This window comes from Rhodococcus sp. MT28 (assembly GCF_058792695.1).
Genome location: NZ_JBXAFD010000010.1, coordinates 1 through 26,167, shown reverse-complemented (window position 1 = coordinate 26,167; position 26,167 = coordinate 1). Strand labels below are relative to the sequence as shown.

Here is a 26,167-nt window from a genome sequence, read left to right as displayed (position 1 = left end):
TCACGATCGTAAACATCCCAATATGTGGGACCGGTCACAAAGTTTTTTGTCGTCTGTTCGGATGGATTAAGTGGAGGGCCTGAAACGGGCAAATTGCAGGTCAGCGGCGCGCTGGTTGCGTGTCGATGATGGGTGCGAGCGGCCGGAAACCCCAGGGGTATTGCGTTGGTCATCAGATCGTTTCTCGGACGTGATCCCAAAGACCCGCTCGGGGGGTTAGCGTTTGAATCGTCGGGGATAGAAGAAGCGTTACAACTTCGCCAAAAAAACTTTGGCGTCGCTGCTCAACGGTTCGATTTCGAGTCTTCGTCGGACAACTTCGAGGAAGGAACGCACATGATTTTCGGGCAGCGTGAGTCGAACAGTTACTTTGCCGCAATTTTTTCGTACGACTTCCTTGACGAAGGTCTGGGATACGAGACCATCGCACGGATTCACCGAGGCGAGATCTGCGAATGGATTCGTGATCTCGAGGCTTCCGGGTTGTTCTCGGCTGCGGAAGTCCATGCCGCTGAACTGGCATGGCGCGAAAATCCACGCCTGCTCCTCGACGCCCTTCTCGAGGACGCTGACGAGGTCTCTGTCAAGCGCTGGGAGATCGCGTGGACGAGGCTCGAGCGTCAGTCGCCGGCAGCCGGAACCGCGGTGGCAGAGCACGGCTGATCCGGTCGGGCCGAGTCGACTGCTCAGTCTGCGTCAAGATCAACCGTCTGCGTTACATCAACGGTCGACGAGTATCACCTCGTGATCTGTAAGCACGGCGAATTGCGCGCCCGCCGTGGTCAGGGCCGCAACCGTCCGCGCAGTCACCTGTGGATCTTCGAGTAGCGAATCGCCGCCGTGCGGCACTATCGCGAAGTCGATCAGCGCGAGCCCGGACCAGATCGGGTCGATACCGCACGTTGGCATGACTTCAGCGGGGTCGTCCGACGCGTCCAGCCCGATCAGAGTCGGAGTCGCCAGGCACGCTCCGGCGCTGTATCCCGCATAGGCCACGACGCCTGAACGAACCAGCATCTCGATGACCCTGTCAGCGCCACTTCGAGCTAGCTGAGCTCGCAGGACGAACGTGTTTCCGCCGCGAACCCACAGGCAGTCGAATTCGCGGAGCCGGAGTTCCAGTGCTTCCGATGCACCCAGGAAGTCTCGGACATCCACTTCCTCTGCGGTGAAGCCCGCTGCCCGTAGCGGAGTCAATTCGCTGGTGACTGCTGAACTGCGGGCATTGGCGGGCCACGAATCTGCAGCCGCGGCGATGACCGCGATGCGAGCGCCGCGGCCTACGAGATCGACAAAAGCCTCGCGGTGGTCGCCGAATCGGTAGGACGAGAGAAACAGTTTCACTTCTCAGTACCTTCGCGACCTACCCACCCAGCCCTCAAATCGTGAACGCCAGATTGTCGACGACGCGTGTGCCCACCGTGGTGTCACCGCGAAGCGAGATGTCGGTTCGGTGATCCGACGCGTGGACGCGGCCACCGGCAATTCGGGTGAAGAGCGGTGAGCTCATCGAGATGGTCGTGGTCGCCGGACCGTCCAACTCCGGGACGAGTGTTGCTCGCGCGTCGACCGAGACGTGAAGTGAACGGGCAAGTGGCCCTTCGAGTTCGAAAGTGATCCGTGCTCCCTCTGGCGCCTTTCCTCGTTTTCCGACGACGAATCCGAGCGCGCTGGTGATTTCGCCGAATGCAGTCTCCGCGCGCAATCCGCCTTCCTCACCCGGAATGCCAACTGCATCTCTGATGTCGAGTTCGTGCATCCAACAGTCGAAGGTCCGAATACGCATGAACCGGCCATAGGGCGCAAGACCGACCGGTGTTTGTGTCTCGGCGTCCCAGTCCGCGCTGGTCATCGAGCGCAGCGCTTCGGTTCGTTCGGCGGTGATCTCGCGATATCGGGTCAGCAGGTCCGAGTGCGGTGTCCGCCGCAGGCCTTCGACCCAGCGCTCGTTGAACGCCGCAATCTCGTTGTGGACGTGGGGCAATGCGTGCACGTCCAGATTGATCGACGGCGGATTGATGCCCGAGAGCAGTGATTCCGTACCGATCAGATGGGACACGATGTCGTGAACCGTCCACCCCGGAAGGTTCGACGGTGCCAACCACTGATCGCCGTCGAGTTCGGCCAGCAGTGCGTCGATGACTCTCCATTCCTCGGTCAATGCGTCGACTACTGAGTCCTGGGGCCAACCACTCATGTGGACATCTCCTGTTTCGGACGGTGCGGTTCTCCTCACTGTATGTCCCGGCGGATAAGTGAGCGGGCATTCCCATGCTTCGAGTCGGTGTCGCCAAACCTCCGAGGGTGGCAGAGTTCCTGTGGTAGACCAGGATTGTCGACGCCGAATCAGGCTCACGCGGCGTTGTCGTCACCGACAGAGGAGTCTTCGTGTTTCCAGGAAATTTTGTCCAGTCCACACCGGACAAGCCCGCCGTCATTCGCCCTGCGACGGGTGAGTCCATCACCTATCGGGAACTCGACGAACGGTCGACGCAGTTGGCGCGATACTTCCGAAGTGTCGGTGCCAAGCCTGGGGACCACGTCGCTCTCATCTCGAACAACGATCTCCGGGCGTTCGAGGTGTACTGGGCAGCGTTGAGATCCGGCCTCTACATCACCGCGGTGAACTGGCATCTCACGGCTGCGGAGGCTGCCTACATCGTCGACGACTGCGAGGCGACAATTCTGGTGGCGGCGGGGCAGGCGTCCGCAGCAGTTCCGTTGGACGAGAAGCTGATTCCACGCGTGCGGCACCGATTGGTGTACGGCGGCGCCCTCGAGGGCTTCGACGACTACGAAGACGCGGTCGATGCGCAGTCCACTGCTCCACTCGACTCGCAGCCGCGTGGGGCTGACATGCTGTATTCGTCGGGAACGACCGGCAGGCCGAAGGGGATCAAAGGAGATCTCCCGGAGGGTGAGGTGAACACCACCATGGATCCGTACACCGCGGTGTTCGCACCGATGTACGGGTTCGATTCCGACACAGTCTATTTGTGCCCGGCTCCGGTCTATCACGCGGCGCCCCTGCGTTTTTGCGGCGTGATCAATTCGGTCGGCGGAACCGTGATCTTGATGGATGGATTCGAAGCCGAAACCGCGCTGGAGTTGATCGGTAAATACGCTGTGACGCACAGTCAGTGGGTACCGACGATGTTCGTTCGAATGTTGAAACTTCCGAAGGAGACCCGTGATCGTTACGACGTCTCGACGGTGAAGGTCGCCATTCACGCTGCTGCTCCCTGCCCGCCCGAAGTGAAGACGGCAATGATCGACTGGTGGGGGCCGGTGATCTACGAGTACTACGCCTCGACCGAGGGTTCGGGCGCTACCTTCATCAACAGTGAGCAGGCCTTGTCGCATCCGGGTTCCGTCGGGCGTGACGGAGTGATGGGGATCGTGCACATCTGTGACGACGCCGGGCGCGATCTTCCGGTCGGCGAGATCGGTACCGTGTTCTGGGAGCGGGAGACTTTGCCGTTCCGGTACCACAATGATCCCGAGAAAACGGCTGCCGCGCAGCATCCGGATCATCCGACGTGGACGACGAGTGGAGATATCGGCTATATCGACTCCGAGCGTTTCCTTTATCTGACCGACCGCGCCGCGTTCACGATTATCTCCGGTGGTGTGAATATCTACCCACAGGAGTCCGAGAACATCCTTACTTTGCACCCGAAGGTGTTCGACGTGGCGGTCATCGGTGTTCCCGACGAAGAAATGGGTGAGCAGGTCAAGGCGGTTGTCCAACTAGCGGAGGGAATCGAGCCTGGTGCCCATGTCGCCGAGGAATTGCTGGAATACGTTCGCAGTCAGGTCGCACATTTCAAAGCTCCGAGAAGCATTGACTTTGCCGACGAATTGCCTAGGACCGCTACAGGAAAGCTCGTCAAGCACAAGTTGCGGTCTCAATATGTGAGCAATTGATGCTCTAGTGAAATGCTAGGACATCAGAGTAATTCTGCGAGATAGTCGGCAAGGACCTGCGCGTGACCGTATGGCAGGTCCTTGCTTGCTGTCAGTAGAACAACGGGTCGAGCATCCGAGGCCGGTGCGAGGCGTACTGCAGGTTTTCGCGTTTGAGGCCGCGTGGCCGGAGTCGGTCTACGCGGAGTCGGACGGCGTTACATTCGGAAGCCGGTTCGTAAACTCGCTCGACGGTGATTATTCGGCGCGTCATTCTGATGCCTTTACGTCTTGCGGCCGTTTCAAATAGTGGAATAGTCCGCCATCCCGGTGTGATCGGCCTCACAGTAGGCTTCTTCAGGTATGTCCAAACATACTGTTCGGACTCGATTCAGATGGAGAAAGTGCGTCGTCGGTTTCCCTACGCCGCGTTAACTCTGGCTACTATCAGTCACCATTCACCCAAAAGCGGGTCATCTTCCGCTCATCACATGCTGGTTGCCGCTCGTCGCAGCAGGCGAACCACCAACCGCAGAAGGTAATGGAAAATGGAAACATCGAAGAGCGCACAAGTGCGTCCGTCGGTCGGCGTCCCTCGAGAATCGAGTGATGGTGAGCGTCGGGTCGCATTGGTGCCGAAAATTGTGTCCGCTTTGATCGGCAAGGGTGTCGACGTGGTCGTCGAGTCCGGGGCCGGTCTCGGGGCGTTGATTCCCGACGAGTTGTACACCGCTGCCGGCGCGAAAATCGGCGATCCGTGGACTGCTGACGTGGTGGTCAAGGTTGCGCCTCCGTCGACAGAAGAGATCGCCCGGATCAGTACCGGCGCGAAGCTCATCGGTTTCCTGAATCCGCGTAATGCGGACAACCGCATCGCCGAGTTGAAGGCTGCCGGCATCGAGGGATACGCCGTGGAGGCGATTCCTCGTATCTCTCGCGCGCAGGTGATGGACGCGTTGTCCTCGCAGGCGAACGTGTCCGGGTACAAGGCTGTTCTGTTGGCAGCATCGGAGTCGACGCGGTTCTTCCCGATGCTCACCACCGCTGCGGGCACGGTGAAGCCTGCGACGGTTCTGGTGCTCGGAGTGGGTGTGGCAGGTCTGCAGGCGCTGGCGACAGCCAAGCGTCTCGGTGGCCGCGCTACCGGGTACGACGTGCGTCCTGAGGTCGCCGACCAGGTGCGTTCGGTGGGTGCACAGTGGCTCGACCTGGGAATCGATGCGGCGGGCGAGGGTGGATACGCCCGCGAGTTGACCGACGACGAGCGAGCGAAGCAGCAGCAGGCACTCGAAGATGCGATCAAGGGCTTCGACGTTGTGATCACCACAGCTCTGGTTCCGGGTCGTCCCGCGCCGCGCCTGGTGACCGCTGCCGCGGTCGAAGGCATGAAGCCGGGCAGTGTCGTGGTCGACCTCGCGGGTGAAACCGGTGGTAACTGCGAGCTGACCGAGCCGGGTCAAACCGTCGTCAAGCACGGCGTGACCATTTGCTCTCCGTTGAATTTGCCGGCGTCCATGCCGGAGCATGCGTCCGAGTTGTACTCGAAGAACATTTCCGCGCTGATCGAACTCATGTTGGTGGAAGGTGCCTTGGCGCCTGATTTCTCCGACGAGGTTCTGGCCGGTGCGTGCGTCACCCGTGAAGAGAAGGGCGCCTGATGTACACATCACTGCTGGCGAACATCGCGATCCTGGTGTTGTCCGGGTTCGTCGGTTTCGCTGTGATCTCCAAAGTTCCGAACACCCTGCACACCCCGTTGATGTCCGGTACGAACGCCATCCACGGCATCGTCGTCCTGGGTGCGTTGGTCGTCCTGGGCAAGGTGCACGATCCCTCGATCGGGTTGCAGATCATCTTGTTCGTCGCGCTCGTCTTCGGAACCGTGAACGTTGTCGGTGGTTTTGTGGTCACGGACCGCATGTTGGCGATGTTCAAGGCCAAGCCGGCCGCCAAGTCTGTGTCGAAGGATGGTGACCAGTAATGGAATACCTGGTCAATGCGCTCTACATTGTCGCGTTCTCGATGTTCATCTACGGCCTCATGGGTCTTACCGGCCCGAAGACCGCAGTCCGCGGCAACCAGATCGCCGCGGTCGGCATGCTCATCGCCGTCGTTGCCACTCTGATCTCCATTCGTGATGCGGAGATGGGGAACTGGATCCTCATCGCTGCCGGCCTTGTCATCGGTGTCGTGCTCGGCGTTCCGCCGGCGCTCCGGACGAAGATGACGGCCATGCCGCAGTTGGTGGCACTGTTCAACGGTGTCGGCGGCGGCACGGTCGCGTTGATCGCGTACGCGGAGTTCCTGGACTCGGACGGTTTCACCGCATTCCAGCACGGCGAGTCGCCGACGGTACACATCGTCATCGCGTCGCTCTTTGCCGCGGTGATCGGATCGATCTCCTTCTGGGGCAGCGTGATCGCGTTTCTGAAGCTGCAGGAAACTCTGCCTGGTCGTCCGATCGGAATCGGCAAGCTCCAGCAGCCGCTCAATGCTCTGCTGCTCATTGCCGCCGTCGCGTTCTCGGTGATCATCGGTATCAAGGCGATCTCACCGGAAGGCCCGACCAGCTCACTGTGGATCGTCGGCGTGCTCGTGCTCTCGGGCATCCTCGGACTGATGGTCGTGCTGCCCATCGGCGGCGCGGACATGCCCGTCGTCATCTCGCTGCTCAACGCTCTGACCGGTTTGTCAGCTGCTGCTGCAGGTTTGGCGCTCAACAACCAGGCGATGATCGTCGCCGGCATGATCGTCGGTGCTTCGGGCACCATCTTGACCAACCTCATGGCCAAGGCCATGAACCGGTCCATCCCGGCCATCGTTGCCGGCGGCTTCGGTGGTGGTGGCGGTGAAGCCGCATCCTCCGACGGCGTCGTGCGCACGGCAAAGGCGACCTCGGCCGCCGACGCGGCCATCCAGATGGCCTACGCCAACCAGGTCATCGTCGTACCCGGATACGGACTTGCCGTCGCGCAGGCTCAGCACGCGGTCAAGGACATGGCGAAACTGCTCGAGTCGAAGGGTGTCGAGGTCAAGTACGCCATTCACCCGGTCGCCGGCCGTATGCCTGGTCACATGAACGTTCTTCTCGCAGAGGCGGATGTCTCGTACGACGCGATGAAGGAAATGGACGACATCAACGACGAGTTCTCTCGTACCGATGTCACCTTGGTGATCGGCGCGAACGACGTCACCAACCCGGCGGCGCGCAACGATCCGAGCTCACCGATTCACGGAATGCCGATCCTCAACGTCGACCAGTCGAAGTCCGTCATCGTGCTCAAGCGCTCGATGAACTCCGGGTTCGCCGGTATCGAGAACCCGCTCTTCTTCGCCGAGGGCACCTCGATGCTCTTCGGTGACGCCAAGAAGTCGGTCTCCGAAGTAACCGAGGAACTCAAGGCGCTCTAGCGCGCGAGTTCGGAAGGGGCGTCCACTCGTAACCGCGAGTGGGCGCCTTTTTCGTGTCCCTGTGCTGAAACGGCTTCTTGTGCTGAAACGACTTCTTGAAACGACAAAGGCGCCTGGTCCGAGACGAAACTCGGAACAGGCGCCTCTGGCGACGTTTTACGGAACCTCGGGGGTTTCGGGGTCGGAAGAGAAGCCGGAAAGTAGTTCGATCAACTTCTGGATCAGTTCGAGCGGGTTCAGATCTTCGAGGCTCACGGTAAAGACTCCTTCGCTGTGGAACTACTTGATTCGGACATTTCAGAACATACGTCATGTCCAACCGTGGCGGGAGAGCTATCGGCGAAAATCTCTGAATCCCAAAGATTTAGGACTAAAGTCGGATGCTCCGGTGCCTGGAGAACGCGATGGCTGCCGTATCTGGGCGCAGCTCTTCACGTTTCGCGGCGATGGGCGATCGTGCCATCAAAATGGCTGCGGCACAGGCCCATACCAGGGTGATCAGAATGCCAGCTATCACTCCGAAAAGGCCGCTCAGCTCGGCGGCGAGCGCGCTGGCACCGATCGCAGCAACTCCGACGAATCCGAGCCCGGCGACCACCGGACGCCACTGCGGGGCGGAGATCAAGATCGCCGAGCAGTACAGCGCGGTCGCCGCTGCGACGTGACCGCTGGGCAATAGGTCCTGGGGAACATCGGGGAGCCAGGAACCGAATGCCGCGTTGGTGAGATTGGCGCCCATTCCGAGGAGCAGGATCGCGCCGATGCCGTATGGCAGTCCGCGGACCATCGAGACGACGGCCAGAGCGGTAGTGGCTGCGAGTACAGCGGTGACGTCGAATCGGCCTACCGTCCACTCGGCAAGTGCGCGCACCTGTTCCGGGACGCTCAAACCGGGCGAGGTGGGTCGCACGAAATACAAGACGCCCAGCGCTACGACGGCGATCGCGGCAAGGACGAGGAAGCGAGTGGTTGTGGAGGGAGCGGGGTGCTGGGTGGAGGTCGAGACGGTCACGAGTACCAGCATCCCTGTTGAGTCTGTGCCGATCGTGAGGATCAGCTGTGAGGTCTGTAGGCGGTCGGAGAATCGCGCCGAACGACACCCGCACAACCCGCTGCGACCAGGACGCATGCAAACGGGATCAACATTGCTGTGGTGAGAGGCACAAGCTTGGTGACCCAGCCGATGGTTGCCGGACCGGCGAGGAATCCGATGTATCCCATGCCGACGACGCGAGACATGTTGGTGCCGGCCGAACCTGAGCCCAGATTTCCGGCCGTGGTGAAGATCTGCGGAATGCATCCCGACAGGCCGGCGCCGAACAGGGCCCAACCGAGCAACGTCAGTGGTAGCCAGCCGGATACCACGACGGTCAGCATTCCGACGGACGACAGCAACGCACCGTAGCGAACCACTGCCACCGGGCCTACCGCCGCGCTGATCCGATCCGCGGTGAACCGGCCGACGGTCATCATGGCGGAGAATGCGCCGAACGACAGTGCGGCAACGGCATTCGAAACACCGAGATCTTCCTTGACCTGCAGCGCGCTCCAGTCGTTTGCCACTCCCTCGGCCAGCATCAGAACAAAGGCGAGGGTTCCGAGGGCAAGTACGCGAGCCGAGAATCTGCCGTGTGTCTTTCCGGTAGTCGACGCGGTTTCGGCATGCACGTCGACGTGAGGGAGAAGGGGTCGCGAGCACAACCAGACTGCCAGCAAGCCGATTGCCGACGCGATGCTGAGCGTGACGTACGGCGGAAGATCCAGTGCGAGAGTGCCGAATCCGATGACAGAGCCCAATACGCCACCGACCGAGAACATGCCGTGAAAGGCCGCCATGATCGGGCGCCGGTACAGCTGTTCGGCCTCGACGGCCTGCGAGTTCATCGACACGTCCAACGCGCCGTTCGCAAAGCCGAACACGACAAGTGCAGCGCCCAGTTGCCAGGTGTTCGTGGCAAACCCCGGGCCGAGAGTGGCGAATGCCAGCCCGCTACCCGCCAGGACGACCATGCGTCTGCTGCCGTATCGATCTGCGAGCGGGCCGCTCAACTGCATGCCGGCAATGGCTCCGACTGCAAGAAGGAGAAGAAGTGAGCCGAGCGTCGAGTGACTGATTCCCACACGGTGTTCGATGGACGGGATGTGGACGACCCACATCGCGAGGAGAAATCCGTTGATGCCGAAAATGCCGAAGATGCCGGCGCGGGCGCGCACCAGGGCGGAGGTGGGGACTGCGTGGTCGGTGGGGTTGACGCTCACTCGTTCCTTTCTACAGGTGAGTCAGCAACAGGTCCGGGTTCGCGAGCATCTCTGCGACAAATGAGAGGAATCTCGCGGCCTGCTCACCGGTCAGCACGCGGTGGTCGAACGTCAACGTCAGTGTCACGACGCTCCGCACTTCGATCTTGCGCTCGATCACCCACGGACGCTCGCTCACCGAGCCCAGACAGAGAATGACGGCTTCTCCCGGATTGAGAAGCGGAATGCCGCCGTCGACGCCGAAGACTCCGACATTGGTGATCGTGACGGTGCCACCCGTCAGGTGACGGACGTCCGTCTTTCCCTCACGGGCAGCAACGGTCAGTTCGGTCACCGCGCGTGCGAGTTGGATCAGGCTCAGTGTCTCGGCGCTTTTGATGTTGGGCACGGACAGTCCACGTTCGGAGGCGACGGCGATGCCGAGATTCACGTCATCGTCGACGGCGGCGTCGCCGCGGGCCTCGTCCCAATGCGCGTTCACCATCGGGTGCGAGGCGATGGCGGCCACCATTGCCTTCGCAGCGAGTGTCAGCGGAGTGAGAGACAGTCCGGTGAACGCCTCCGAGGAACGGAGCCTGCCGAGCAGTTCCATCGAAGGCGTGACATCGGCGGTGAGGAAGACGCTGGCCTGCGGAGCACGGGTGCTGGCAACCATCGCCGACGCCATCTGTTTTCGTATGCCGGACGAGGCCAGGCGTGTCGCGTTATCCGAAGGCGCCTGCACGGTAAGCGCGTCTGCGACGTCAGCCGCGGTGACGGCACCGTCGAATCCGCTGCCGGTGATTTCGCTCAAATCGATGCCGGCTTCGCGGGCCGCGCGCCGCGCCGCGGGGGTTGCGGGCCGACGCTCGGTACTCGCCGCGAATTGCGAGTATGGCGTGATCCTGCTCTGTCGTCGGCTCGGTCTCTCGGCCGCGGGTCCGTATCCGACCAGCACGCTCGGAGACTGTGAATCACTTGGAGACGGTGAATCTGCAGGCTCCTCGATACGGATGATCGGAGTACCCACCGGAACGGTAGTGCCAGGTTCGACGAGGAGTTCTCTGACAACGCCGACGTAGGGCGACGGCAGTTCGACAAGAGCTTTGGCTGTCTCTACCTGGGCGAGAACTTGATTGAGTTCCACCGTGTCACCGACGCCGACCGTCCACTCGACCAGATCGGCGGACGTCAGGCCCTCGCCGAGATCCGGCAACCGGAATTCGTGCCCTGTACTCATGCTGCCAGCGTCCGGTCGAGTGCTGCGAGGATCCGGTCGGCGTCCGGAAGGTGAAATCGCTCGAGCTTGGCGGGCGGGTAGGGGATGTCGAATCCGGTGACCCGCAGGATCGGTGACTCCAGCTGATAGAAGCAGTGTTCCGCGACGTGTGCTGCGATTTCGGCGCCGACGCCGAGAAACTTCGGAGCCTCATGGACGACTACAAGCCGGCCTGTCTTGTTCACCGAAGCCTCGATCGTGTCGAAGTCGATGGGGGAGAGTGAACGCAGATCCACGACCTCCAGATCGTGGCCTTCTTCTTCGGCAATCCGCGCGGCCTCGAGTGCGGTGGCGACCATGGATCCGTACGCAACCACTGTCGCGTCGTCTCCAGGGCGAGCGACGCGGGCACGGTGGAGCGGAAGCTCGGGCGCGGCATCGGTATCCACGTCGGCGGTGTCCCAGTAGCGCCGTTTGGGTTCGAGGAATATCACCGGGTCGTCGGCCGCAATGGATTGGCGGATCATGTGAAAACCGTCGATCGGATTGCTCGGGTACACCACCCGCAGCCCTGCGGTGTGAGCGAAGTACGCTTCCGGCGACTCCGAATGATGTTCCACCGCGCCGATTCCGCCGCCACTGGGAATCCGAATCGTCAGTGGCGCAGAGGCAGCGCCTCGGGTGCGGTACTGGATCTTGGCCACCTGCGAGACGATCTGATCGAAAGCCGGGTAGACAAACCCGTCGAATTGAATTTCGCAGACAGGCCGATATCCGCGCAAGGCAAGCCCGAAAGCTGTTCCCACGATCCCTGATTCGGCGAGGGGCATGTCGATCACCCGAGTGTCGCCGAAGTCCTTCTGCAGGGCGTCGGTAACCCGGAATACGCCGCCGAGACGGCCGACGTCCTCGCCCATGATGACAACGCGACGATCGTCTTCGAGTGCGCGTCGAAGGCCGGTGTTGAGCGCGGTCACCAGATTCATGACGGTCATGACGAAGCCCCTTCCAGGCTGCCCAGATACGCGCGATGCTCTTCGCGTTCAGCGTCGACCAGTGGGTGTGCCTCGGCGTAGACGTGATCGAAGAGCGCTGACGGGGGCGGATCGGCGAGCGCGATGGTTGCGCGTCGCAGTCCAGCGGCGACGTCGTCGGCGGCTGCCGCGATGGTGCTGAGTTCGTTTTCTCCGAGAAGATCGCGACGGCCGAGGAGCAGACGCATTCGCTCGAGCGGATCGCGGCTTTTCCACTCCGACATATCCGTATCGGTGCGGTACCTGCTCGGATCGTCGGAGGTCGTGTGCGGGCCCATCCGGCAGGTGATCGCCTCGATGAACGTCGGGCCGCTGCCTTCGCGTGCGCGATAGAGCGCCGAGCGCGTCACGGCGAGCACGGCAAGGACGTCGTTACCGTCGACGCGGATCGCCGGAATACCGTAACCGATCGCCCGATGCGAGATGGGTGTACGGGACTGCAGGGATACCGGTTCACTGATTGCCCACTGGTTGTTCTGGCAGAAGAAGACAACGCCGACACGGAAACTGGCGGCAAATCCCATCGCCTCGGCGATGTCACCCTGACTTGTGGCGCCGTCGCCGAAGTACGCGATCGTTGCGATCTCGGCGCCGTCCAGGTGTGCGCCGAGTGCGTATCCGGTGGCGTGCAGCCCTTGGGAGCCGACGACGATCGCCGGATTGGTGACGTTGAATTGTTCTGGATCCCAACCGGAATGGGAGATTCCTCGCCACATGGTGGTCAGCAATTCGGGGGGAACACCCCGGCAGTACGCGACGGCATGTTCGCGGTAGCTGGTGAACGCGAAGTCGTCTGGGGCGAGCGCTCTCGCGGAACCGACCTGCGCGGCTTCCTGACCGAGCATCGGAGCCCACAAACCGATTTCGCCTTGACGCTGCAGGGCAACAGCTTCGGTGTCGATTCGGCGACTCACGACGAGATCGCGATACAACGACAGCAGTTCGTCAGGCCCGATGTCCGTTATCAGGCGGTCGAATTCGGGACGGCACACCCGTGCGCCGTTCGGTTGGATGAGTTGGACCGGATAATCGAGGTTGTCGATCATCTTCGCTCACCTCGGTTTCTGCTCATGCCCGGCGCGCCTCGTGAGTACACCGCACAATCCCGATGTGTCGTATGCAGTTGTCGCTCTACCATCAGGATCCCCCTGATTGGGAAATCCGCAAGTATTTTCACTGCCGTATCAAGACCTGAACTGCGAACTGGCGAGTAACAAACGTGTCGGTACGGCCAACCGATCGGACTTCAACCGCTAGCATCGGTGCGGTGACTGCAGTCGGTTTGAACGAAGAAGCTGTTTCCGCGTGGATCGCCGAACTGGGGGTCGGCGCCACGACACCACTGACTTTCGAGAGGATCGGTAACGGGCAATCGAACCTGACCTACTCCGTGACGGATGCGGGCGGAGGACGGTGGGTACTGCGCAGACCTCCACTCGGCACGTTGTTGGCGTCCGCGCACGACGTCGTTCGCGAGCACCGCATCCTGTCCTCGCTCCAGGGAACCAAAGTGCCGGTTCCGAAGATCCTCGGCATCACGGAAGATCCGGAGATCACGGACGCTCCGCTGGTCCTCATGAGCTACATCGACGGCGTTGTGATCGACGGCGTTCCGGTGGCTCAGAAGTTGACCGAGGACGAGCGTCGCGCGGTCGGCTTGGCGATGCCCAAAACCCTCGCCAGCATCCACGGAGTTGACCTGGAAGAGACCGGGCTGGACGACCTGGCCAGCCGCAAGCCCTTTGCCGAGCGTCAGCTCAAGCGGTGGTCGGCGCAGTGGGAGAAGTCGAAGACCCGCGATGTTCCGGATGTCGACCGATTGGCCGAGATTCTGCACCGAAACATTCCGGAACAGAACGAAGTGACGTTGGTTCACGGCGACTTCCACCTCAACAACGTCATCACCGATCCGGCCGAGGGGCGCATCGTTGCCGTCGTCGACTGGGAGCTGTGCACGTTGGGGGAGCCGCTCGCGGACCTCGGTGCGCTACTCGCGTACTGGCCGGAAGCCGGTGACAAGGTTGCCGGTCCGTTCATGGCGTCCACGCTGGAAGGCTTCCCGAACCGTGACGAGCTGGTCGCTGCCTACGTCGAGGCGACTGGCCGCGACGTGTCAGCGGTCGGATACTGGCACGTACTCGCTCTGTGGAAGCTCTCGATCATCGCGGAGGGCGTGCTGCGACGTATCCTCGACGATCCGCGCAACAAGGCCGAGCACGGCGGCCCGACGGTCGCGCTGATCGACGGAATCGTTGCACGCGCCGTCTTGACGGCAGATCAGCTCGGTCTGAGCTAGTTTTCGGTCAAGGTCCCGGCTGCAGATCTGATGGCCGCCGGGATCTCCACCGGCTTACGGGTGTCGGCGTCGACGTAGACGTGGACAAAGCGGCCGGTGGCAGCGGGTTCCCAATTGCCACCGTCGACCTCGTGGAATATCGCCAGGGCGTAGACGATGCTCTTGGTGCCCAGCTTCTCGACGGAGATACCCACCTGCAACTGCTCGGGGAACGACAGTTCGCTCAGGTACCGGCACGACGTCTCGGCGACGACGCCGATGGCAGGCAGGGTGCGGATGTCGGTTCCTGTGGAAGACATCAGCCAGGCGTTGACCGCGGTGTCGAAGTACGAGTAGTAGGTCACGTTGTTGACGTGGCCGTAGTGATCGTTGTCGTCCCACCGCGTCGGGACGGGCCAGAGAACGGGAAACTCGCTGATCGACGGGGGCGTCTGCGCTGTGCTCACGGCTTCGACTGTAGTGAGGACTTTCGCGAGAGTGGGGGCAGGGTGGTGCCCTGTAGGACGGCGCGCACGATCAGTCCCACCAACAGTGCCCAGAATGCCGAACCGATTCCCAGGATACTGACGCCGGATGCGGCGATCAGAAACGTGACCACGGCGCCTTCACGTTCACTCGCCTCGCTCAGCGCCGAAGTGAGGGCGCCGGCCAGTGTTGCCAGGAGTGCCAGTCCGGCAACAGTTTCCACGACGCCGGCCGGAGCGGCAGCTACCAAGGCGGCCACGGCGGCCGCGCCCGCAGCGAGAACGAGATACGCCCAGCCTGCGGTGAAGGCAGCGATCCATCGGCGTTTGGGATCCGGATGTGCGGTGGGGGCGGCGGCCAGGGCTGCGCTGATCGCCGCGAGGTTGATCGCGTGGCCACCGGCCGGAGCGCCGACGATGGTGCCGATACCCGTCACGATCATCGACGGTCGCCAGGGAACGGTGTATCCGAACGAATTCATCACCGCCACACCGGGAATGTTCTGCGAAGCCATCGTGACGATGTAGAGCGGAACGGCGATGCCGATCATCGCCTGCCAGGTCCACGACGGCGCGGTGAGATCGATGCGGGGGATCATGGCGCCGGCGTCGAGCGTGCGATCCGACGTGACGAGGCTGATCCCGATCACGATCGCTGCGGTGAGAAACGCGAGCGGAACCGCCCATCGCTTGGAGAAGCGTTGCGCCGCAAGCCAGACCAGGATGACCGGTGCGACCGCTGCCGGTGCGTCCCGGACGGCGATGATCGGCGCCAGGCACAGCGGCATCAGAACTCCGGCGAGCATCGCCTGCGCGAGGGGCGTCGGGATTGCCGAGATGATCCTTCCGAGCGTCGGCCACAATCCGGTCAGCACTATCGCGATTCCCACGACGACGAAGGCGCCGACCGCGGCCGGCCACCCACCCTCGACCGCACCCGCGCCGGCGAGCAGAGCGGCACCGGGCGTCGACCAGGCGAGGGTGATCGGCATCCGATACCGGCGTGAGAGCCAGAGCATTCCCAACGCTTGGGTCACGCACAGAACCAACAGACCGGACGCCGCCTCGGTTGCGTCCGCACCGACGGCGGCGAGCCCGGTGAGCACCACCGCGAACGAACTGGTGAAGCCGACGAGGGCCGTGACGATGCCTGCGCTCATCGGTTGTGAGTTGCTGCGAACGGCTTCCGGTTCGGTGGTTTCTGTGGAGTCCGACATGGTCAGTGATTCTGCCCGACCACCTCGGGGCGCGAATTACCTGTCCGGTCGGATGGGCGAGGTGACCGCTTTGCCGTAGATGAGGTGCGTTTGGGCGTGCCAGACCTCGGGGTGCGCGGCGAGGTGGTCGATCAGTACCCGTTGTAGATGAGCACTGTCGCGGACCGCGACGTGGAGGAAGAAATCCTCCGGGCCCGAGACGTTGAAGAGGGCAAGGGTTTCCGGCAATGCGAGCGCGTCGGCTGTGAAGCGGTCGACGAGGTCGCGGCGGTGTGGTCGCAGTTGAACGGCGATGATCGCCTGCATCGACCGGCCAACGGCTGCCGGATCGACAACCGCGTGGATACCGCTGATCGTTCCGTTGGCACGTAGGCGTCGTACGCGCTCGTGGCACGAGGACGTCGCCAAGCCGACTCGATCGGCCAACACCTTGTTGGTGATCGACGCGTCGTTCTGCAATTCGGCCAAAATCTTCCAGTCCACCGGATCCAGAGGCTCATTCTTCGTCATCTGCCGAACTATATCCGGAGTCGTTTTGCACTTCCCGGATCCAGTTGCACACTCCTGGCATGAACATGTGTCTCGAATCAGCTCGGGTGTGAGGTATTTCGGATGAGTGTCGGTCAATGGCTCGCTTTCGGCTCCCTGCTATCCATCGTCCTGTTCACGCCGGGACCGGATTTTGTCCTGATCCTGCGTCATTCTCTGGCAGATCGTCGGACCGGCGCGGTGGTGGCCGCCGGTGTGATTTCCGGGCTCTTCGTTCACACCGCTGCCGCGTCACTTGGTCTCTCCGCACTTGTGGCGACACGGCCACAGTTGCTCTCTGCGCTCACATACGCCGGGGCGGCATATCTGACCTGGCTCGGCATCTCCGCGATTCGAAGTGCTTTCAAAGCCCGAGCCTCGGACGAGGGAATTCCGGCAGCGAAAGAACCGATCGCGGTCACCACGGCATTTCGCTACGGCTTCCTCTCGAACCTGCTGAACCCGAAGGCGCTGTTGTTCTTTCTCGGGCTACTCCCGCAATTCATCGAGCCGGGTGAAGGCGCAGGGCTGCGCACGTTGATGTTGGCGGGCGCGACGGTGGTCGCCGCGGCACTGTGGTGGGCGATCGTGGTGGTGTTGGCGGCCGGAGCCGGCAAGAAGCTGCGTCGTCCTGGCGTCGGCAAGCGAATCGACGTGGTGACGGGAGTGTTGTTGGTGGGTCTCGGTGCATTCTTCGGGGTTGCATGAGTGGTCGTGTCAGGATGGGTTCATGACACTTCCCGTGCTGATCGACGTCGAAGAACTGTCCGCTCTCATCGAGGCCGGCGCTGCGCCGCGATTGCTCGATGTCCGATGGGCGCTGGGTGATTCGAACGGCGAGCAGCATTTTCGCGACGGCCATATTCCCGGCGCGGTATTCGTGAACCTCGACGAGGAACTTGCCTCGCCGTCGTCGCCGGGCACGGGAAGGCATCCGCTGCCGAGTCTCGAAGACCTGCAGGACGCTGCGCGTCGTTGGGGAATCGACGACGGTGATTCGGTGGTGCTTTACGACGCCACCGGCAACACGGCCGCTGCCCGTGGTTGGTGGCTGCTGCGGTGGGCCGGGCTCTCGGATGTCCGACTGCTCGACGGCGGGCTACAGGCCTGGGAGTCCGCGGGACTGCCGTTGGCGGCCGGTATCGGTGAGTCGGTCACTCCGGGCAGCGTGACTTTCACCGGCGGCAACATGCCGACGGTCGACATCGACGGCGTCGGCGACTGGACGCGTGCGGGCGGTGTGCTTCTCGACGCCCGAGCAGGGGAGCGGTACCGCGGCGAGGTCGAGCCGATGGATCCCGTCGCAGGGCACATCCCCGGTGCGGTGAGCGCGCCGACCGCGGAGAACATCACCGGCGACGGGCGGTTCCTGGATGCGACCCGCCTGCGTGAGCGGTTCGCCGGACTGGGCGCCGGAGACAGTGTCGCGGTGTACTGCGGATCCGGAGTAACTGCAGCGCATGAGATTGCGGCACTCGCGATCGCCGGTTACGACGCGACGCTGTTCCCGGGCTCGTGGTCACAGTGGTCCAACGACAGCACTCGCGCCGTCGACACCGGAGCCTGAGTCAGCTCTTGATGCGATCGATGAATGACGGCACGAGAAACCACAGCGCCGTGAACATGATCGCGGCGCACGCTGCCAAAACCTTTGCGGTAACTCCGCCGACGGCGACCTCGGCGATCAACAGGACCGTGCCGGTCATGGAGGCGGCCAGAAAGGCTATGCCGCACAGGGCGAATCGGTTGGCCACGGGCAATATGTTCTCGCGGTGCCCACGGCGGAAAAGCATGCGATGCCAGACCGCGGGTGCCATCAGGAACCCGAACGAGATGGCAACAAGGATCACTGTCACCAAGTGGATGCCGCGGATGTACGCCGACGCTTCCTCGTAGCGTTCGGTGAATGCCACGGCCAGCAGGAAGGCAAACAGGATCTGCACACCAGAGAGCGCGACGCGCAGTTCTTGCAACAACTCGTTGAAGTTCCGCGCGAGTTGTTGAGGTGGAGTCTCCCCTGTCTCGTTCACGGCGACGTGGTTCCTACGCCCGTGAGTATTCCGACGCTCGCTGGATCTGCTCCGCGCTCGGGCGCACACCGGTGTAGAGAACGAACTGCTCGGCGGCCTGAAGGGCAATGACCGACGCTCCTGTGATCGCCGTTTTGCCGAGTTCGGTCGCCAACGCGATCAGTGGCGTCTTCGAAGGCATCGCGACGACGTCGAAGACGACATCGGCTGCGCGCACTGCGTGCTCGGGGAACGACAGTGCATCTGCTTCTGCGCCGCCGGACATACCGATCGGGGTGGCGTTGATCAGCACACCTGGACGAAGCTCACCGAGTTCGGCCTGCCAGTCGAAGCCGTACTGCTTCGCAAGCGATGACCCCACTTGCTGGTTGCGGGCGATCACGGTGACGTCGGTGAATCCGGTGTCGCGCACCGCGGCGACGACTGCTTTTGCCATGCCACCGCTGCCGGCGACAGCGACGGACAGGCTCGTGTCGACGTTGTTGTCACGCAGTAGATCGGCCACCGCCTGATAGTCGGTGTTGTAGGCGTGCAGCACTCCGGACTCGTTGACGATCGTGTTGACGGAGTCGATGGCGCTGGCCGAATCATGCATGACGTCGATGTGCTCGATGACCTGTTCCTTGAACGGCATCGACACCCCGCAGCCTCGAATCCCGAGTGCTCGGATGCCGCCGATCGCGGCTGGCACGTCTTCGGTGGTGAAGGCTTTGTAGACGAAGTTCAGGCCCAATTCCGCGTAGAGGTAATTGTGAAATCTGGTGCCGATGTTGCTCGGTCGCCCGGAGAGCGACATGCACAGGAGCGTGTCCTTGTTGAGGTCGACGGTCATCGTTCCCACTCTAATCGCGAGTTCGGAGTAGTTCTTGATGGAGGAGTGCACCCATCCGGATGGCCCGCAGCGCCGAATGTCGGGTATCCGATCGAAGCACCACTCGCACCGACAGAGCCGAGACGACATGGTCACACAGAACATCGACGAGCACCCGAGCACCGAATCTCGTCCACCGCGTCGTAGATGGGCTGCTCACGCGATCTCCGGGGTCTTGGCCGCGGCTGTCGTCCTGGGCGTCGGTGAACTGGTTGCGTTGCCGATCAACCCGGACGCGTCGCCCTTCTACGCGGTAGGTGCGACTACCGTCGACCGAACGCCGGCGTGGGCTCGCGAGTTCGCGATCGACACTTTCGGTACCAATGACAAGCCGGCGCTGTTCATCGGAATGTCGATCTTGATCGTTCTGCTCGGTGCGGTGGCCGGGCTCCTGGAACGGCGACGCCGCCCGATCGGCAGCGTCATTCTCGTTCTTCTGGGCGCGGTTGGTGTGTATGCGGCGATGCAGCGCCCGACTGCCGATGCGATGTACGTGTTCCCGACGCTGGTCGGTGTGGTGGCGGGCGTCGCAACCTTGCGGTTGCTGATCACACAACTCGAAGTGCCGCTCTCGCCGGGCGTCGCCGACTCGTGGTTGCCTCGTCGTCAGTTCCTCCTGCTTGCGGGTGCGGCGTTGGCAGTGGCTGCGGCAGCGGGTGCGGCCGGGAAGTTCGTGGGGCAGAGAATCGCCGGAGCAGTAGCGAATCGTGAAGATTTTGTCGTGCCCACCGCCGCTGACCCGGCGCCGCCGATTCCGGCGGGTGCGGACATCGCGATTGCGGGTGCGTCGACGTACATCACGCCCAACGACGACTTCTACCGAATCGACACTGCACTCCTCGTTCCGCAATTGACGACGGATTCGTGGGAACTGCGGATTCACGGAATGGTGGACCGCGAGATGACGTTGTCGTTCGACGATCTGGTGGCGCGAACGCCCATCGAGCGAGTCATCACGCTGACGTGTGTCTCGAACGAGGTGGGCGGCGTTCTGGCCGGGAACGCGAAGTGGATCGGTTATCCCATGAAGGACCTGCTCGACGAAGTCGGTGTCCATCCCGACGCCGACATGCTCCTCTCGACCAGCGTCGACGGCTTCACAGTCGGCACCCCGGTCGAGATAGTCACCGACGGCCGTGACGCGATTCTCGCTGTGGCGATGAACGGTGAGCCGTTGCCGTTCGAGCACGGCTATCCCGTTCGGCAGGTCGTTCCCGGTCTGTACGGTTTCGTCTCCGCCACCAAGTGGGTGACGGAGTGGGAACTCACGCGTTTCGACAAGGTCGAGGCCTATTGGACCCAGCGCGGTTGGGGTGCGCAGGCACCGATCAAGACGTCCTCGCGTATCGAGGTGCCGGCAGCTCTGGCTCCCATCGAGCCGGGCCAGGTGCTGGTGGCGGGAACGGCCTGGGCGCAGCATCGCGGGATCGAGAAGGTCGAGGTTCGCGTCGACAACGGTGAATGGCAACCGGCGACGCTGGCCCAGGAGTACTCGGTCGACACCTGGCGGCAATGGTCGTGGATGTGGGATGCAGGCTCGGGTTTGCACACCGTGCAGGTCAGAGCGACGGATTTGGACGGGAACGTTCAGGTGGAAGAGCGCACTCCGCCGATCCCCGGTGGAGCCACGGGATGGCACACCAGGTCGTTCACCGTGAAGTGACGTCGGAATCCGAATGAGGTTCGGTATACAGACGAACAACGCGCTGAGCCATCCATCCGGCGATCAGGGTTCGCAGGCCGAAGTCGAACGTGTCGTCGGTTCGCAGTGGGGTCGTAGCCTCGCGCGTGATCTCGCTCGGGTTGGAGGATTGAGTCCACGCGACATCCGGCGTCGAGAGTTTCACGACGGATCCGAGAACCAGACTGTCCAGCGTGGAGATTGCGTGACGAGTGTCTGTCGAATCGAAACCCCCGTCCGAAAATGCTTGAACCAGTGCAGTATCGATAGCAAAAGTTACCTCTGTGCGGACGCTTCGTGTCATGAGCAGCGGGATGAGGCGCCAGTGCTCGACCGCAGCTCGGCGATAGGCCCACCCCCACGCGCTGATCCGTTCGCTCCACCCTGCCGGTGGGTGGGGGACAGAGATCGACGACATCACGCGGATGCGCATGAGTTCGACGATCTCGGATCGACCCGAAATATGTGTGTAGAGCGAAGACGGAGTCACGTTCAGTTGCTTGGCGATCCCGGGCATGGTGAAGTCGCCGGTCGCGTCGACAGCATCCAGAGCCGCGTCGGTGATGTTTCGCGTGGACAGTATCGGCTGGGTGGGACGCGGCATCGATTCTCCTGGTGAGGGATTCGTCAGCAATCTCGGACTTCATCGAGTGATGACAACTCCTTGATTTCGGGAGCCGGTATGCATCATACTAACCGAACCCTATTCGGTATGTCGGCGGAATCTTCCGGCGATCGGTACACGTCGGAGGAACATCTAATATGTCTGTCGTATGGCTGACCGGTGCAACGATCATCGACGGGACGGGCGCCGACCCGATCGAGAACTGCGCTGTTGCTGTGGAAAACGGGCGCATCAGTGCACTCGGTGGCACGCCACCCACGGGGGCGGAGGTGCTGGACTGCACTGGGTTGACAATCACGCCCGGCCTCATCGACGCACACGTTCATCTCGGTGGATCGAGCGATCTCGCACCGAGCCTGCGGCGTCAGATCTCGGTAGCCGAGCTCGCTGCAGACATGTTCGCGACCTGCGCATCGACCCTCGACGGGGGATTCACCACTGTTCGTGACTGCGGCGGAATCGACGGTGGACTCGCCGGAGTTGTCGCCTCGGGCAAGATCCCGGGTCCGCGGATCATTCAGTGCGGCCCGATCCAGTGCCAGACCGGTGGACACGGACACCTGGCGGCCGAATGGGAGCCGACTTCGGACTGGTCCGATCATGACATCCCCGGATTACGGTGTATGTCTCTGCTTTCCGACGGTCCGCACGAAATGCGAAAGAACGTTCGCGAGACGTTCCGCAGGGGTGCGGACTTCCTCAAACTGTGTGTTACCGGGGGAGTGGTATCCACTCATGACAAGCTCACCGATACCCAGTTCACGGTCGACGAGATCGAAGTTGCCGTCGAGGAAGCCAATGCGCGCGGTACCTATGTCACGGTGCATGCTCACAACAACGAGGGAATCCGTAACGCTGTCACTGCCGGCGCGAAATGCGTCGAGCACGGCTCTGATATCGACGACGAGACCGCCAAGTTGATGGCCGAGCACGACGTCGCGTTGGTGCCGACGTTGGCTGTGGTGCAGGCACTCTCGGACAGCGCGGCGTCAGCAGGTCTACCCGAATCGATTTCGGCTCGGATCGGCCAGATGATGCAGGGTCAGATCGACGGGCTTCTTGCTGCTCGAAATGCCGGCGTCAGAGTGGGATTGGGATCGGACCTCATCGGTACCGATCAAACGGGCCGGGGAATGGAGCTAGTCCTGCGCGCCAAGGTCGAAACCCCGATGGACGCATTGGTTTCCGCTACCCGGATCAACGCCGACATTCTCGGTATCGCCGGCGAGGTCGGCACCATCGAAGTCGGCAAGTTCGCCGACCTCGTTGCCTTCCGCGGCAATCCGTTGACGGATCCCTCGATCTTTGCCGATCGTGAGCGGATCGCACTCGTCATCCAGAGTGGGCGAGTGGTGAAGGACGGCCGGTAGCTCAACAGCGAGTGGCGAGGTCCGTCAGGGCCGAATGATCAGCTCGGCTGACTGGTAAGCCATAGGAAATCGCGACGGTCAAGTACTTGCCGGCGTAAAAGCATCGGTACGCAGGATCGGGCGGCAACCACTCACTGGGCGTGCTGTCGCCTTTCGACTGGTTGTCGGGGCCGTTGACGGCCAACAGGTTCAGAGACATGTCGTTCGCGAACCTCATCCGAAGCGCGGGCGTCCAGGAGTTCGCGCCGAAGTCCCAGGCGGCGGCGAGTGGGAAGACGTGGTCGATCTGGACGGACTTGGCCTGGCTGCGTTCGAATTCGATGCGATCACCGGAGTACGGGTCGGTCATCGCGCCCGACAGTACGACGCAGTCACGTGTTCCCGGTTTGAACACCACGTCCGAGAGATCTTGGGCCAGAACGTTGTTGCGGGTATCGCACCCGTCGTGGCCACCTGGAGCGTCCTGGTCGTCGGACCAAGCGGGCCCGTAGACGCATGCTTCTCTGAACAAGAATTCAAGCTTGGTAATCATGTGGAAGTCCTTCCCGAGATCGATCCGAATCCAGGCATTCCGAGGTCAGTTGTTGCCGATCCTCGTTTCATCGTGGCATCGACCTGTGCGATCTTGTCCCTGACTCCGGTGTAGCTGACCTGCAGTCCTTCGACTTCACCCAGCCAGCCTTCCTGTTTGGCTTCGATGATGCGGGCTTCGAGGTTGTCTCGGATTTCTTCGAGCCTGCCTCGCTGCGTTGGATCCGGCCGCAGGAGTGAGCATCTGACGCAAGCATGCTCATGGATGCAGGGTGTGCCGAACGACCGTGCGCAGGTCCCGACCGATACTTTCCGCTTCTCGAAATGAGACAAGAACGCATCCCATTCATCGTCGGTCGGTGTCCGGTATTCCTCGCTGGGCCTCATCGAACGACGACGCGCGATGAACGCTCGGTGCGCTTCTATAGTTTCCGAGGGGTAGACGGCCTTGTAGCCCATCGTCGTGTCAATTGTCTTGTGCCCGCAAATAACCTGTGCGATATGGGGTGGCAGGCCGTTCATGATCGCGTCGGTGACGAATATTCGCCGGAAGTCGTGGGGCTGAAACATCAACGGATCGCCACTGGCATCGGTGAGAGCTGCCACGGTGAGCGCATTGATGAGGAGCTTGCGGACGAAACTCGGTGGGATCGCTCGGCGTTCGTTTCCGATTCCCCGCTGAAAGAGCAGCGGCATCGGCGGATTCCACAGCTTCTCCTGCGTATCGTAGGCAGCCACGAGAGGTATCGATCCGTTGGGTTGCCGCGAACGCTGAACGACCGCACTGAGGACTTCCGCGAGCTCGGGACTGACCAAGATCAGCCGCTCGGTATCGGTCTTCGATGGAGCTATCTGCAGCAGCGGAACCAGTTCACCGGTACTGGGTAGTCGGTATTCGGTGATGCTGTGGTGACTGAGCTCGAGGAGCTCTTCATGACGGATACCGCTGAGCCGCAACACTTCGATGGTGGCGAATGCCCAGAATGCTTCCTCGTCCTCGTAGGTGAGATCGCGGCGAACACCGCTGACAGTATTGTCGGCCCATACGACGCGGCCGGTTCCCCGACGGATCAAGGATCGTCGCAGTTCTCCGTCGGTTCCCGCGATCACCTCACCTGGTTCGGTGTTCTGCGCCGCAACGAGTAGTGCCGCTGCGGCCGCGCGGCGGTCAGCGGCGGACCGAACCAACTGAGACAGGACAGGCAACCGCTCGCGGGTGCGTTGGTCCATCCGCGCTTTGCGGTGTTTGAGTTCCTTGCCTCTTTTGACCTCGCCGTCACTGATCGGGCAGGGCGCCACCCACTGCGCCCAGCGGGACGGATCTTCGACGGCCCAGTGCGCGAGGTCGAGATAGAACGCGCGCACTTGCAACAGATTGTCTTTGTAATTCTTTCGGGGCGAAGTTGTTTCGTGCTTTCGTCCCGCCGCGTCGACGGCGGTGCGTGTGATCGATCTCAGGTCGTCCTTCCATGCGCGGGCGACGTCAGGCGGCAGGTGCAGGGTGTCGATACCGGGGGCGAGTGTCTCGACGCGGCTCCAGAACAGCCCGGCAAGTCCTCGGGCACGAGAGTTGAGGCTGGTGTAGTCCAGCGCGGGTTGACGCTCGCGCAGATAGTCGATGAGCAGATCTCGGATCGGTTGGTTCTCGATCGGGTAGCGGTCGACGAGTTGTTCGATCGTCAGCTGTCCGACCGGAGCGCCGAACGCGCGGATGCTGTGTGGTGCGTCCTCGGGAAAGATGCCCATCGCACGTAGTCGCAGGTAGAAATCGATCTTCTTCTGACCGCGGCGGGAGTGCACCTGCGCCATCGTGTCGATCAGCTCCACACAATCGCCGACAGTGATCTCTGCGACAGTCCCGCCTTTGGATACCAGCAGGGTCGCGATTCTGGTCGCTGCGATTCGTGCATCGTCTCGCGAGGTATCCGGCTGAGTGGCAGCAAGCTCGTCCAACCGCGCGAATCCGTCCGGATCTCGCAGCTTTGCCATCATCGGCGCGAGAAACGGGTGCGCCCGGGAGAGCATCCACGACAGCTGTGGCCGGATCACGTCCAGGCACAGCAACATCAGCAGTCCTGCAGCCAGGTCGTTGCGATCGTGTCTGACAGGGCGCCCGTGTCCGGCAATCCATTCCACCGGGAGATCGGCCCATGAGGCTGTCGCGCCGTAACGAGATCCGCGGATGTTCTCGGCGCCGCTGGCGAGCCACCGGGCTTGCCAGGTATCGCCGGGCACCGAAGCCAACCAGGTCAGTATCTTGATCACGCCTCGGTGCCGTCCGGCTCGGGTGGTGACCGCAGCCTCGGCAAGCACCGAGCAGTTCAGTCGGGCCTCGACAGCTTCGGCAGAGGCAGCGGTGTGCGGCCACCAGAGTTCAAATTCGCGTGGTGGAAACTGTTTGTGCAGTTGGTGAATCCTCGAATGTGGCACCGGTGTGACCTCGAAGCGTTCCGGGCGGGTCATGTGCTTGACGGCAGTGCTCACAACGACCTCCCGAACAGCACGCTCAACGCTGCCGGATCGTACCCAGGTGCAGGAGGCGGTGGAGGAGTCCTCGGATGTTCCCGCTGATCAGCAGTACGAGCGTGGTGGGCCAGGACGCTGGCGATCACCTCGTCCTTGTCGGGTGTCAGATAAATTTCGGTCGTCGACAAATGTGCGTGCCCCAGCACCTCTTTGACCTCCACCAAGGACAAGTGCGGGTCGTTGGCCATCCGCCTCGCTGCACTGTGACGTAAGTCGTGCA

At 62.2% G+C, this 26,167-nt stretch carries 25 protein-coding genes and 1 pseudogene; 10 read left to right on the top strand and 16 right to left on the bottom strand.

All coding sequences use genetic code 11. The features are described 5' to 3' along the window. The first annotated feature begins 336 nt into the window (after positions 1–336). Entirely contained in the window at positions 337–663 is a 327-nt protein-coding gene (locus AC1Q6C_RS28020) for a hypothetical protein (RefSeq protein WP_003941297.1), read from the top strand. Between the two features lie 57 nt (positions 664–720). On the opposite strand, the gene AC1Q6C_RS28015 is transcribed toward AC1Q6C_RS28020, so the two are convergent. Then, positions 721–1,344 (bottom strand): Type 1 glutamine amidotransferase-like domain-containing protein, encoded by a 624-nt coding sequence (locus tag AC1Q6C_RS28015; protein WP_030536831.1) that lies wholly within the window; start codon positions 1,342–1,344, stop codon positions 721–723. A 34-nt stretch (positions 1,345–1,378) separates the two neighbouring features. Beyond that, positions 1,379–2,197 (bottom strand): maleylpyruvate isomerase family mycothiol-dependent enzyme, encoded by an 819-nt coding sequence (locus tag AC1Q6C_RS28010; RefSeq protein WP_003941328.1) that lies wholly within the window; start codon positions 2,195–2,197, stop codon positions 1,379–1,381. Positions 2,198–2,388: 191 nt separating this feature from the next. On the opposite strand from AC1Q6C_RS28010, the gene AC1Q6C_RS28005 reads away from it, so the two are divergent. The 4 genes from AC1Q6C_RS28005 to AC1Q6C_RS27990 all read left to right on the top strand — a co-directional run bounded on the left by AC1Q6C_RS28005 (position 2,389) and on the right by AC1Q6C_RS27990 (position 7,317). After that, positions 2,389–3,927: an AMP-binding protein gene (locus AC1Q6C_RS28005; RefSeq protein WP_492666916.1), complete on the top strand. Its 1,539-nt coding sequence runs from the start codon at positions 2,389–2,391 to the stop codon at positions 3,925–3,927. A 527-nt stretch (positions 3,928–4,454) separates the two neighbouring features. After that, positions 4,455–5,564 carry a Re/Si-specific NAD(P)(+) transhydrogenase subunit alpha gene (locus AC1Q6C_RS28000; protein WP_003941381.1) on the top strand — a complete coding sequence of 370 codons (1,110 nt, stop codon included), beginning with the start codon at positions 4,455–4,457 and terminating at the stop codon, positions 5,562–5,564. Continuing rightward, complete coding sequence (locus AC1Q6C_RS27995; protein WP_003941319.1) at positions 5,564–5,887, top strand: NAD(P) transhydrogenase subunit alpha part 2; 324 nt, start codon at positions 5,564–5,566, stop codon at positions 5,885–5,887. The genes AC1Q6C_RS28000 and AC1Q6C_RS27995 overlap by 1 nt, the downstream gene beginning before the upstream one ends. Then, complete coding sequence (locus AC1Q6C_RS27990; RefSeq protein ID WP_003941368.1) at positions 5,887–7,317, top strand: NAD(P)(+) transhydrogenase (Re/Si-specific) subunit beta; 1,431 nt, start codon at positions 5,887–5,889, stop codon at positions 7,315–7,317. Before AC1Q6C_RS27995 ends, AC1Q6C_RS27990 begins: the two co-directional genes overlap by 1 nt. Positions 7,318–7,687: 370 nt before the next feature. On the opposite strand, the gene AC1Q6C_RS27985 is transcribed toward AC1Q6C_RS27990, so the two are convergent. The 5 genes from AC1Q6C_RS27985 to pdhA are packed head-to-tail and all read right to left on the bottom strand — an operon-like array spanning position 7,688 to position 12,854. After that, positions 7,688–8,341 (bottom strand): hypothetical protein, encoded by a 654-nt coding sequence (locus AC1Q6C_RS27985; protein ID WP_007726101.1) that lies wholly within the window; start codon positions 8,339–8,341, stop codon positions 7,688–7,690. A gap of 29 nt (positions 8,342–8,370) precedes the next feature. Beyond that, positions 8,371–9,576, bottom strand: coding sequence for an MFS transporter (locus tag AC1Q6C_RS27980; protein WP_230358878.1), 1,206 nt, complete (start codon positions 9,574–9,576; stop codon positions 8,371–8,373). A gap of 10 nt (positions 9,577–9,586) precedes the next feature. After that, positions 9,587–10,795, bottom strand: coding sequence for a dihydrolipoamide acetyltransferase family protein (locus AC1Q6C_RS27975; RefSeq protein ID WP_230358877.1), 1,209 nt, complete (start codon positions 10,793–10,795; stop codon positions 9,587–9,589). Continuing rightward, positions 10,792–11,769, bottom strand: coding sequence for an alpha-ketoacid dehydrogenase subunit beta (locus AC1Q6C_RS27970; protein WP_230358876.1), 978 nt, complete (start codon positions 11,767–11,769; stop codon positions 10,792–10,794). Before AC1Q6C_RS27970 ends, AC1Q6C_RS27975 begins: the two co-directional genes overlap by 4 nt. Next, a complete protein-coding gene (gene pdhA, locus AC1Q6C_RS27965) occupies positions 11,766–12,854 on the bottom strand; it encodes a pyruvate dehydrogenase (acetyl-transferring) E1 component subunit alpha (protein ID WP_047270247.1) in 1,089 nt (362 codons plus the stop codon). The genes AC1Q6C_RS27970 and pdhA overlap by 4 nt, the downstream gene beginning before the upstream one ends. A gap of 221 nt (positions 12,855–13,075) precedes the next feature. Between pdhA and AC1Q6C_RS27960 the strand changes: the two genes are divergently transcribed. Beyond that, a complete protein-coding gene (locus tag AC1Q6C_RS27960; protein ID WP_003941376.1) occupies positions 13,076–14,104 on the top strand; it encodes a phosphotransferase family protein in 1,029 nt (342 codons plus the stop codon). Here AC1Q6C_RS27960 and AC1Q6C_RS27955 read toward each other — a convergent pair. Genes AC1Q6C_RS27955 through AC1Q6C_RS27945 form a run of 3 tightly spaced genes read right to left on the bottom strand, consistent with a single transcriptional unit; the run spans position 14,101 to position 16,295 of the window. Then, on the bottom strand, positions 14,101–14,550 hold the full coding sequence (locus AC1Q6C_RS27955; RefSeq protein WP_042447890.1) for an acyl-CoA thioesterase: 450 nt from the start codon (positions 14,548–14,550) through the stop codon (positions 14,101–14,103). The two genes, AC1Q6C_RS27960 and AC1Q6C_RS27955, sit on opposite strands and share 4 nt — an antisense overlap. Continuing rightward, positions 14,547–15,785, bottom strand: a complete 1,239-nt coding sequence (locus AC1Q6C_RS27950) for a benzoate/H(+) symporter BenE family transporter (protein ID WP_047270249.1) — start codon at positions 15,783–15,785, stop codon at positions 14,547–14,549. Before AC1Q6C_RS27950 ends, AC1Q6C_RS27955 begins: the two co-directional genes overlap by 4 nt. A gap of 36 nt (positions 15,786–15,821) precedes the next feature. Further along, entirely contained in the window at positions 15,822–16,295 is a 474-nt protein-coding gene (locus AC1Q6C_RS27945; protein ID WP_003941284.1) for an Lrp/AsnC family transcriptional regulator, read from the bottom strand. 102 nt (positions 16,296–16,397) lie between these two features. Here AC1Q6C_RS27945 and AC1Q6C_RS27940 point away from each other — a divergent pair, with 102 nt between their 5' ends. After that, positions 16,398–17,021 carry a LysE family translocator gene (locus AC1Q6C_RS27940; RefSeq protein WP_003941342.1) on the top strand — a complete coding sequence of 208 codons (624 nt, stop codon included), beginning with the start codon at positions 16,398–16,400 and terminating at the stop codon, positions 17,019–17,021. Positions 17,022–17,043: 22 nt separating this feature from the next. Then, positions 17,044–17,880 carry a sulfurtransferase gene (locus AC1Q6C_RS27935; RefSeq protein WP_047270250.1) on the top strand — a complete coding sequence of 279 codons (837 nt, stop codon included), beginning with the start codon at positions 17,044–17,046 and terminating at the stop codon, positions 17,878–17,880. Between the two features lies 1 nt (position 17,881). Here AC1Q6C_RS27935 and AC1Q6C_RS27930 read toward each other — a convergent pair whose 3' ends face one another. Beyond that, complete coding sequence (locus AC1Q6C_RS27930; RefSeq protein ID WP_047270251.1) at positions 17,882–18,343, bottom strand: DUF6328 family protein; 462 nt, start codon at positions 18,341–18,343, stop codon at positions 17,882–17,884. Positions 18,344–18,356: 13 nt separating this feature from the next. Beyond that, complete coding sequence (locus AC1Q6C_RS27925; protein ID WP_047270257.1) at positions 18,357–19,175, bottom strand: shikimate 5-dehydrogenase; 819 nt, start codon at positions 19,173–19,175, stop codon at positions 18,357–18,359. Between the two features lie 127 nt (positions 19,176–19,302). Here AC1Q6C_RS27925 and AC1Q6C_RS27920 point away from each other — a divergent pair, with 127 nt between their 5' ends. Continuing rightward, positions 19,303–20,877 carry a molybdopterin-dependent oxidoreductase gene (locus tag AC1Q6C_RS27920; protein WP_058227739.1) on the top strand — a complete coding sequence of 525 codons (1,575 nt, stop codon included), beginning with the start codon at positions 19,303–19,305 and terminating at the stop codon, positions 20,875–20,877. Here AC1Q6C_RS27920 and AC1Q6C_RS27915 read toward each other — a convergent pair. Continuing rightward, positions 20,864–21,499: a TetR/AcrR family transcriptional regulator C-terminal domain-containing protein gene (locus AC1Q6C_RS27915; protein WP_047270252.1), complete on the bottom strand. Its 636-nt coding sequence runs from the start codon at positions 21,497–21,499 to the stop codon at positions 20,864–20,866. The two genes, AC1Q6C_RS27920 and AC1Q6C_RS27915, sit on opposite strands and share 14 nt — an antisense overlap. Before the next feature lie 158 nt (positions 21,500–21,657). Here AC1Q6C_RS27915 and AC1Q6C_RS27910 point away from each other — a divergent pair, with 158 nt between their 5' ends. Beyond that, the gene (locus tag AC1Q6C_RS27910) at positions 21,658–22,890 is read left to right on the top strand and encodes a metal-dependent hydrolase family protein (RefSeq protein ID WP_230358874.1); all 1,233 of its coding nucleotides are present in this window, start codon (positions 21,658–21,660) and stop codon (positions 22,888–22,890) included. Position 22,891: 1 nt separating this feature from the next. Here AC1Q6C_RS27910 and AC1Q6C_RS27905 read toward each other — a convergent pair. The 3 genes and pseudogenes from AC1Q6C_RS27905 to AC1Q6C_RS27895 all read right to left on the bottom strand — a co-directional run. After that, positions 22,892–23,392, bottom strand: a pseudogene (locus AC1Q6C_RS27905) (HNH endonuclease family protein); the annotation flags it as partial. A gap of 26 nt (positions 23,393–23,418) precedes the next feature. Further along, positions 23,419–25,905: a tyrosine-type recombinase/integrase gene (locus tag AC1Q6C_RS27900; RefSeq protein ID WP_296554630.1), complete on the bottom strand. Its 2,487-nt coding sequence runs from the start codon at positions 25,903–25,905 to the stop codon at positions 23,419–23,421. Next, on the bottom strand, positions 25,902–26,167 hold a 266-nt coding region (locus AC1Q6C_RS27895; protein WP_492666915.1), incomplete at its 5' end, for a tyrosine-type recombinase/integrase. The genes AC1Q6C_RS27900 and AC1Q6C_RS27895, both read right to left, overlap by 4 nt.